This is a genomic window from Polynucleobacter sp. 35-46-11, from assembly GCF_002281105.1.
Genome location: NZ_NCFJ01000504.1, coordinates 1 through 1,827 on the forward strand (window position 1 = coordinate 1; position 1,827 = coordinate 1,827).

General features: G+C 45.1%; 2 protein-coding genes and 1 pseudogene. All 3 read left to right on the plus strand.

Features of this window, described 5'->3' with window-relative positions; all coding sequences use genetic code 11:
• On the plus strand, positions 1-219 hold a 219-nt coding region (locus B7Y67_RS16920), incomplete at its 5' end, for a chalcone isomerase family protein (RefSeq protein ID WP_293599628.1).
• A complete protein-coding gene (locus B7Y67_RS16925) occupies positions 219-773 on the plus strand; it encodes a DUF3833 domain-containing protein (protein WP_215301713.1) in 555 nt (184 codons plus the stop codon). The genes B7Y67_RS16920 and B7Y67_RS16925, both read left to right, overlap by 1 nt.
• A gap of 26 nt (positions 774-799) precedes the next feature.
• Positions 800-1,827: pseudogene (locus B7Y67_RS16930) on the plus strand (cryptochrome/photolyase family protein); the annotation flags it as partial.

Sequence of the window (1,827 nt, forward strand, 5' to 3'; positions counted from 1 at the left end):
CCTAATGTAGAGCCTGGCCAGACTATTGCTGCTGTCTATGTTCCTAAGCAGGGCACCAGTTTCTTCTATGAAGGTAAGAAGATATCGCAAATTCAGGGTGCCGATTTTGCAAAAGCCTTTTTTGGTATTTGGTTAGATTCAAAAACTAGCGTCCCAAAACTCAGGGCTGAGCTCTTAGGGCAGGGCTGCCCGCCACCACTCATTTCAGGAGCATGTTAATGCGCAAAATCCATTTCGTTTCAAAGTGTTTGGGTGTTTGCTTGATTGCATTCGGTCTATTTGGCTGTTCTTCGCCTTCAGTAACGCAGTACGCTAACGAGAAGCCCAACTTAGATCTGAGTGAATACTTCAACGGCACGATAGATGCCTATGGAATCTTTACCGATCGTAGTGGTGAAGTTAAAAAACGGTTTACTGTCCTCTTGGTAGCGCAGTGGAAAGTCGTTGATGGCAAAAAAGTGGGCACTCTCGATGAGAGTTTTGAATATTCCGATGGCACGAAGCAAAAGCGTATCTGGACTTTGACTGAAACTGCCCCGGGTAAATATATTGGCAGGGCAGATGATGTGGTGGGTGAGGCGCTGGGTGAATCGGCGGGCAATGCCCTTAACTGGGCTTACACATTGGCATTGCCAGTAGACGGCACAATTTATCACGTGCAATTTAACGATTGGATGTATCTTGTAACGCCTAAGGTCATGCTGAATAAGGCCAAGATGAGTAAGTTTGGAATTGATCTTGGTGAGGTTACCCTGAGCTTTTACAAGCGCTAAGCTGAGTAATTGGTAAGGATGGAGATTTGAAAAAGCTCGTTCTTATTCTGGGTGATCAGCTAGATATCAATAGCCCAGTATTAAAAAATCTCAATCCTCAGGCTGATCAGGTAGTCATGATTGAGTCTGCGGATGAGGCTCAGTATGTTTGGTCTCATAAGGCAAAAATTACATTATTTTTATCGGCAATGCGCCACTTTGCCAAGGAGCTGGAAGAGCTTGATATTCCACTGCGATACATCAAGCAGTCTCCAAAATCCATTGGCGATACGCTACGAGTCATTATTGAAAAATATCAATGTACTCACTTAGTTTGTCTTGAGCCCGGGGAATATCGGCTTAAGTGTGAGATTGAAACATTGGTCTCTGAATTAGGCATTGAATTAGAAATGCAGGAAGACCCCCATTTCTATTGCTCACGTCATGAATTTTCTAACTGAGTTGCAGGCAAGAAAGAATTGCGTTTGGAGTATTTCTATCGACTCATGCGCAAGACCCACAACATCCTGGTTGATAAAGAAGGTAATCCAGAGGGTGGGCAGTGGAACTTCGATCGAGATAATCGCAAACCCTTTCCCAAGAAAGGTCCAGGCCTTATTCCGCCTCCAGAATTATTTGAACCAGATGCGATTACTAAAGCTGTATTGATTGAAGTAGAGGAGCGCTACTCAGATCACCCTGGGTCGTTGGCCAATTTTCAATGGCCTGTGACGCGCCAACAAGCGCTTCAAGCACTCGAGGGGTTTGTAGAGCACCGCTTAGCGACCTTCGGTATCTATGAAGATGCGATGTGGACAGATACGCCTTTTGGTTGGCACTCGCTGTTGTCGAGTTCGCTGAATTTAAAGTTGCTCAATCCGAGAGAAGTCATTGATGCCGTTTTGCTTGCTTGGAAAAAGCACAACTTAGAGCTTGCAACAGTAGAGGGTTTCATTCGCCAGATTCTAGGTTGGCGAGAATTTGTGCGCGGCATGTACTACCTGGATATGCCGCAAATGGCTGAGGATAATTTTTACGACCATCGCAATCTATTGCCCAATTGGTATTGGACTGG